8 protein-coding genes are annotated in these 6,306 nt (G+C 29.8%); 6 read left to right on the plus strand and 2 right to left on the minus strand.

All coding sequences use genetic code 11. The annotated features are described in order from the left end of the window. Positions 1 to 591 precede the first annotated feature (591 nt). The 3 genes from UIB65_RS03270 (at position 592) to UIB65_RS03280 (ending at position 2,471) form a co-directional block, all read left to right on the plus strand. On the plus strand, positions 592 to 1,206 hold the full coding sequence (locus UIB65_RS03270) for a hypothetical protein (protein WP_330039695.1): 615 nt from the start codon (positions 592 to 594) through the stop codon (positions 1,204 to 1,206). Between the two features lie 207 nt (positions 1,207 to 1,413). Further along, positions 1,414 to 1,554: a hypothetical protein gene (locus tag UIB65_RS03275; RefSeq protein ID WP_330039696.1), complete on the plus strand. Its 141-nt coding sequence runs from the start codon at positions 1,414 to 1,416 to the stop codon at positions 1,552 to 1,554. 206 nt (positions 1,555 to 1,760) lie between these two features. Then, positions 1,761 to 2,471 (plus strand): ion channel, encoded by a 711-nt coding sequence (locus UIB65_RS03280; protein WP_330039697.1) that lies wholly within the window; start codon positions 1,761 to 1,763, stop codon positions 2,469 to 2,471. A 124-nt stretch (positions 2,472 to 2,595) separates the two neighbouring features. Here UIB65_RS03280 and UIB65_RS03285 read toward each other — a convergent pair whose 3' ends face one another. Continuing rightward, positions 2,596 to 3,102 (minus strand): DUF308 domain-containing protein, encoded by a 507-nt coding sequence (locus tag UIB65_RS03285; RefSeq protein ID WP_330039698.1) that lies wholly within the window; start codon positions 3,100 to 3,102, stop codon positions 2,596 to 2,598. Positions 3,103 to 3,277: 175 nt separating this feature from the next. On the opposite strand from UIB65_RS03285, the gene UIB65_RS03290 reads away from it, so the two are divergent. Next, positions 3,278 to 3,724, plus strand: coding sequence for a GNAT family N-acetyltransferase (locus UIB65_RS03290; protein ID WP_330039699.1), 447 nt, complete (start codon positions 3,278 to 3,280; stop codon positions 3,722 to 3,724). A 78-nt stretch (positions 3,725 to 3,802) separates the two neighbouring features. Then, positions 3,803 to 4,528, plus strand: a complete 726-nt coding sequence (locus tag UIB65_RS03295) for a hypothetical protein (protein WP_330039700.1) — start codon at positions 3,803 to 3,805, stop codon at positions 4,526 to 4,528. 224 nt (positions 4,529 to 4,752) lie between these two features. Here UIB65_RS03295 and UIB65_RS03300 read toward each other — a convergent pair whose 3' ends face one another. Beyond that, entirely contained in the window at positions 4,753 to 5,463 is a 711-nt protein-coding gene (locus tag UIB65_RS03300) for an alpha/beta hydrolase (RefSeq protein ID WP_330039701.1), read from the minus strand. Between the two features lie 379 nt (positions 5,464 to 5,842). On the opposite strand from UIB65_RS03300, the gene UIB65_RS03305 reads away from it, so the two are divergent. Further along, the coding region (locus UIB65_RS03305; protein WP_330039702.1) for a hypothetical protein at positions 5,843 to 6,306 on the plus strand (464 nt) is incomplete at its 3' end.

Genomic DNA, 6,306 nt, shown 5'->3' on the forward strand with positions numbered 1-6,306 from the left:
TCATTAAATTGTATGTAATTTCAACACATTTAATTTAATTAACTCTTACTTCAATTATTTAAAATGAAAAAATGAGTTAGTGATAGAACATTTTCTACCACAAAATATCCAATATGAGAAAAATCACTATCAAAGCCATCAACACATAAATAAAAGTCTTATTTTTCCGGCCAGGATTTTTTAAAACGGTCATTGCTAAAGCTATAACAATAAGTATTCCTCCTATTGACATTAACATTGACATGATTTGACCTACATAATTGGTAATTATTATTTTAAATTTAATATATAAATGTTTTAAAAAAATAACCTTGTAGAAACCATGTCAAAATTTAAGTGAATATCGATGTTTGTTGCTTGTTTTTGTTAAATAAGTGATATTTTCTCTTTGTTTTTGATTTTGACATGTTATTGTTCTTTTTATTTTACACTTGAATTTGTTCTTCGCAAAAAAATTTTTACTAAAATGCTTGGATTTTAATTTTAAGCGATTTTATCCTTTTAATTTTTTTACACTTGAAATAATACTTCCCATTCATTGTAAAAACGAATAATAATTTATAAATAGTAGAATGGAGAATAATTATTAATATGTACAGTAAAATAAACTATTCTCCATATTACTATTTGAATTCAAGACATTTAAACCTTTTGGATTTTGGACTTAAAATTGGTGGAAAGACTCGGAAAGAAAAACTATTTAAAATTGGTGAAAATCAAAATAGATTATTGTACTTTGTTGAATTAACATTTAACTATGCAAAATGGATATTTCCAAAGTATTCCTGTGATTATAGCAATCATATTTATAATCAACCACAATTATTCACTATTTTGGCAATGAAAACTTACTTAAAAACAACCTATCGTGAAATAATTGAAATTTTAGACGTTTCTGATAAAATAACCACATATTTGAAACTTAACAAGCTACCACACTACACAACAATTCAGAAATTCTTTATAAGAATGTCAGACACAAAACTGAAAGATTTAAACAACCTAATATTGTTCATACATCCAATAGATTGTGAATTAGCAGCAATGGATGGAACCAGCCACACAAGTGACTATGCAGACCATTATTACGCAAAAATAAGAGGCAAATGCAGAAAAAGCTACATTAAAAACCATATCGCAATCGATGTCGACACAAGAATGATCCTAAATTACGCAGCAAATCGAGGTCCAAAATACGATACATAATTCGCAATCGCATCAATAAGACAATTAAAACCCTACAAACCACATTACATCCTAGCAGACAGAGCATACGACACAGAAGCAATAAGAAAATGCATAAATGAAGAAGTAGGTGCATTCGACCAAATACCATTAAAAACAAGAGCAAAAACAGGACATTACAGATTGAATAGTGCAACAATCTTCTAGCACGACGTTTACGCACGAAGAATGAACGTAGAAAGTGTAATTTATGTAATAAAAAGAAGATTCAACGGAGGAAACTACAGTAGAAGCACAAAACTCCAAAATAAAGAAACAAAACTCAAAGACATATTATACAACATCTACAGAGCAATTCAAGTATTTTAAATGAGGGTTTCTACAAGGTTAAAATTATTTGAAAAAATAACACTCTAATTTTAATGTAAAATATATTATATACAAATAAAGTTATTCCGAACTGAAAGTTTTTACGCAAAGTATTCAAAACTTTAATCCCTCAGGTTTACCTAAAACTGATTGATTCATCCAATGGTTCAAAGTTTTAAATAAGGGTATATTCATATAACTATATGATGGAAAAGACTAAACAAAGAATATACCTACTATTAATTTTTGCAACATTTTTGGATATTATACTGTTGTTTCATGTGGCTATAAATCCAGTTTCTTCAACATTCAAATATTGGGTTTATTCATTTGATATAATTTTATGCATAGTATTATGGATAGAATTTATTTATAGCTATTTGAAATCCGAAAATAAAAAGCATTACCTAATTGAAAACTCATTAAGTATTCTGGGAATGTTGCCTATTAATTTCGTATTCCTTAGAGCATTAAGATTAGTGAAACTTATCCAGTTGATTAAGCTGTTTGTTCTTGCAAGGGATAGCGAAAAAAACATTGCAAACTTTTTGAAAAATACCTATTTGGATAAAATAATTCTAGTGGCAATCATTTTCACTTTCATTTTGACAGTGTCAATACGCATTATTGAACCACAGATCAATGATATAACTACTGCTCTTTGGTATATCATTGTTTCAATAACTAGCACAGGCTATGGAGATATCGTTCCAACCACATTTTCAGGACGAATCATCGGAATATGTGCAATGATTGGAGGTATTTTGGTTTTCGCTTCATTCACTGCGGTAATTTCATCACTCTACATTTCAAAAATCAGTAAGGCCAATCATGATAATTTGAATGATAAAATTGAAGATTTGACCTCCGAAATTGAAAGACTCAACAAAAAAATTGATGAATTAAAAAAAGAATGAAATCCTTGATATTTGGCATTTACATCGTTTATGTGAATAAAGACGGACCGCCTCAAAACATCAAAAGAAGATCATACAAAAAAAATAAACAAGGATAATTACTAAAATTATCCTTTTTGAGAAATTATCCATACTCTTCAATTAATGACTTGCTTCTGCCCACAACTAGAACAATTACACCATCTACAATCAACAAAACTCCAATAATCACAGCTATTAAGAACGGTTGTGATGCTGCAAATACTGCAAGTACAATATTTAAAATACCTAAAATTAAACCAATTACTGAAAGAATAATATATGACTTATCATTCAAATAAATAATTCCCAATATTCCATAAAACATCATCAGGAATCCGATAATGTAGAATTGCAATGATGTGAGGAATGGTAAAGCATTTAAGAAGAACATGAACATTATTCCAAATATTAATGAAAGGACTCCAATGATTATTGATAGAGAAGAATATCTGGAATCTTCTGTAAAAACAAGACCCATACATACTGCTGCCATACCAAAACATACTAAAGAAAAACCAATCATTAAAGAAATGAATGAAGATGAAACCATTGGATAAATTACCAATAATAAACCAACAATTATAAACAACAACCCTATAATTTTTTCCATATTCACATTATCACCTCCCCAAAGTCAATGATTAGATATATGTAAAAAATATTATTTATAATATAACAAATTTTTAAACAAATCCGGCTTTAAGAATCAAGAATTCGTGTACAATATGTTAAAAACAAATACAAAAACTAATTATTAACTTAAAACTTAACCATAAATGAATAATATGGATACTATTTACACTGATGAAAAAGATGAAAGATTTCTGAAACTTGTAGCCGAACTTGATAATGAATATTACGAACGTATCGGCGATGAATTGTCAAAATATGATAGTTATAACGAATTTAAAGATCCCCATGTTGTAATATTGGCATTTGATAATGATATTGAGGTTGCCTGTGCAAGTTATAGAATTTTTGATAACGAATCGGTTGAATTTAAAAGAGTTTACGTCAGAAAAGAATATCGTAAAAGAGGAATATCATATAACCTCATTTTGCAACTGGAAAAATCAGCAATCAAAAGCGGTTTCAGACATTCATATATAGTAACAGGCAAAAACAATCAGCCTGCAAGAAAATTATATGAAAAACTAAATTATGAACTTATAGATAATTTCGGACAATTCAAAGATGACGATACAGTTATCTGTATGAAAAAAAAAATTTGAATAGAAAAAACTCTTGATGTGAATTTTCTTTACAATAGATTTAAATTCCCCCAATGACATATATAATAGGCGAATAACATGAAAAAAGCAACAAAGATTTTACTTGCCATGGCAATTTTACTTCTTATTTTTGCAGGAATAGCTACTTTAACACAGCAAGAAAATCAATATAACATGGAAAATCTAGACAAATATGGAAAAGTAATCGGAAAGAATTCCAATGGAACCGTTTACAAAATAATCTCCGGCAATGAAATGTCCAGCGATACTGTAGTAATGATATTGGGAGTCCATAGTCTTGAAAGCGGAATTCATAATGCCACATATGAGACAATAATGAATTTTACCAAAGACCATAGTCTCAACAAAAAGTTTATCATATATTTCATCCAGCTTAATTTCAAGGACAGCGGAATGAATACCAGTGATTATGATACCAACAGACATATGGGCGAACTGTTGGCCAATGAATTTGTTGTTCCAGATATTGAGAATTATGACCCATTTTTTATCGTTGATGTTCATGAAATGGAAGACTATTGGGATCTGCAGAAATACGTTGGTGTTGTCGACAATAAATCAAGCACAACAATGAAATATGCCAATATGACAGGAGCTAACTTAAGTTATCCAGTTTATACAATCAATTCAGGTACCTCACCCGAATGGGTATCAATACCCCTTGCCAAAAAGAACCATAATGTGATTGTATTCGAAACAGCTCAAAACGACACCCAATATGACAAGATACAAACTGCAAGGGAATTGGTTAGGACAATTGATGCAATGCCCATTATTCAATGATAGTTCATTAATCAACAATGCACAGCAATATTCCCTGCTAAAATGGCAAAACTAAATCAATTCAATTAAGATAATGATGCTAGTCCAATAGCATTCTAATATCTTTATTTCTACTTTTTTTATTATTATTTTTGAAATATTTAAAAAAGAAACTATTAATGACCCTTTAACTATTAATGCACTGAAAAATGATTGTCTTTTCTCGAAAACATGAATCAAACGATTCATGTGTTGGCACTAATGAATTTCATTATTGCATCAACAGTTTGATTCTGTTGGCTTTCGGGAGTGATATTTGCCTGACCGTCACCTGACTGAACTCCATAATAACCGAATTGGGCATGGTTTCCACCATTGATTATTATTTCTGTGAAATTGTTTTTCATCAGTGATTTAGCCTCATTATAACTTGTTAAATTAATGACACCATCATTAGTGCCTCTAATTGATAAAACAGGAACATGAATCTCTTTTGGTGAGTGGGATGACAGATATATCAAACCGGATATGTTTTTATCTGTACCGTTTACATATGAACTGGCCATAGCTCCACCCAATGAATGGCCCGCCATGAAATAATGGTCATAATCTGAATTTTCAATTATGCCATCAGCACTGTTTATTCCAAAGAACGCAAGATTAAATGGCATTTCAACAAGATAACAGTCAATGCCTTTGCTGGCCAAATCCGTAAACAACGGCAAATATGAGGTATACTCCACTTTAGCCCCAGGATAAAATATGATTGTAGTATTGTTTCCATAGCCATCCAAAAATAGTCCGTTGGATATTTTAGTAACTTTCACATTATCTGTTCCGTTCAGATAATCTGTTGCTGTTTTTTCAGCATGATAGTAAAATTGGGCATATACAAAAAAACCCCCAACAAATACTATGATGAACAAAATAATTCCTATCTTAAGTTTTTTATTCATGAATATTCCTCAAATTCTCAGCCAGCAATTCCTTTAAAATCATATATATGAAAATAATATTACTTATATTGTTATTTGATTATCCTGTTAAAAAAAGATTACTAAATTATTTTAAATATTTAATAATTTTAATTATGCAATAATCTCATTTTTAAATATCCAAAAACTTTTGAATTGGGAGGATTCAACTTCGATATGATTACGATAATATAAGATATATCTTGGATTTTGTTAAATTCAAACGGAAAGATTTTCTACGAATATCATTCGAAGCAATAAGAATTGTTTTTAACAATAAGAACAAATGAACAATCAAGTAGAAAAGTTAATAAAGGGAATACATAAATATTTAATATTAACAGTTAAATGAGGTTACATCTTGAAAATTTATAGATTGGTGATATTCAGTTCATTACTGATTATTCTACTGGGTGGTGTAAGTGCTGCCGACCATACACCTCATGATGCAATTATGAATACAAATTCATCCTGCACTCTTCTATCCGAATCATTAAGTGAGGATGAGTTTCATGTAAGTGTGCAAGAAGACAATGCAAAATATAATAGCACACACTCTCTTTTTGTTGATGATATTGAAAATCAATCGTTAGATATGTCAAATAACTCCATTAATATATTAACAATCGGCAAAACTGATTTTTCGCAATTGAATCTCAATGAAAAAAGTTCATATGATAACCAATATTATCTATTTCGAGGGGATTGCTGGACAATCAATAACAATTTCGAATCAACTGCTGCCATTACCAGCAAAAGCTTCACTGATTTAACTGTAACCGGAACTTTCCGTACTCAAAACGACATAGTTGGATTGTACTGGAA

The organism is Methanobrevibacter sp. (assembly GCF_036307625.1).
In the GTDB taxonomy this organism is placed as follows: domain Archaea; phylum Methanobacteriota; class Methanobacteria; order Methanobacteriales; family Methanobacteriaceae; genus Methanocatella.

What these genes read in the sequence shown, in the direction of transcription:
- UIB65_RS03290 (WP_330039699.1), top strand. Translation starts at nt 3,278, where the DNA reads ATGGATACTATTTACACTGATGAAAAAGATGAAAGATTTCTGAAACTT.
- UIB65_RS03280 (WP_330039697.1), top strand. Translation starts at nt 1,761, where the DNA reads ATGGAAAAGACTAAACAAAGAATATACCTACTATTAATTTTTGCAACA.
- UIB65_RS03295 (WP_330039700.1), top strand. Translation starts at nt 3,803, where the DNA reads ATGAAAAAAGCAACAAAGATTTTACTTGCCATGGCAATTTTACTTCTT.
- UIB65_RS03285 (WP_330039698.1), bottom strand. Translation starts at nt 3,102, where the DNA reads ATGGAAAAAATTATAGGGTTGTTGTTTATAATTGTTGGTTTATTATTG.
- UIB65_RS03300 (WP_330039701.1), bottom strand. Translation starts at nt 5,463, where the DNA reads ATGAATAAAAAACTTAAGATAGGAATTATTTTGTTCATCATAGTATTT.
- UIB65_RS03275 (WP_330039696.1), top strand. Translation starts at nt 1,414, where the DNA reads ATGAACGTAGAAAGTGTAATTTATGTAATAAAAAGAAGATTCAACGGA.
- UIB65_RS03270 (WP_330039695.1), top strand. Translation starts at nt 592, where the DNA reads ATGTACAGTAAAATAAACTATTCTCCATATTACTATTTGAATTCAAGA.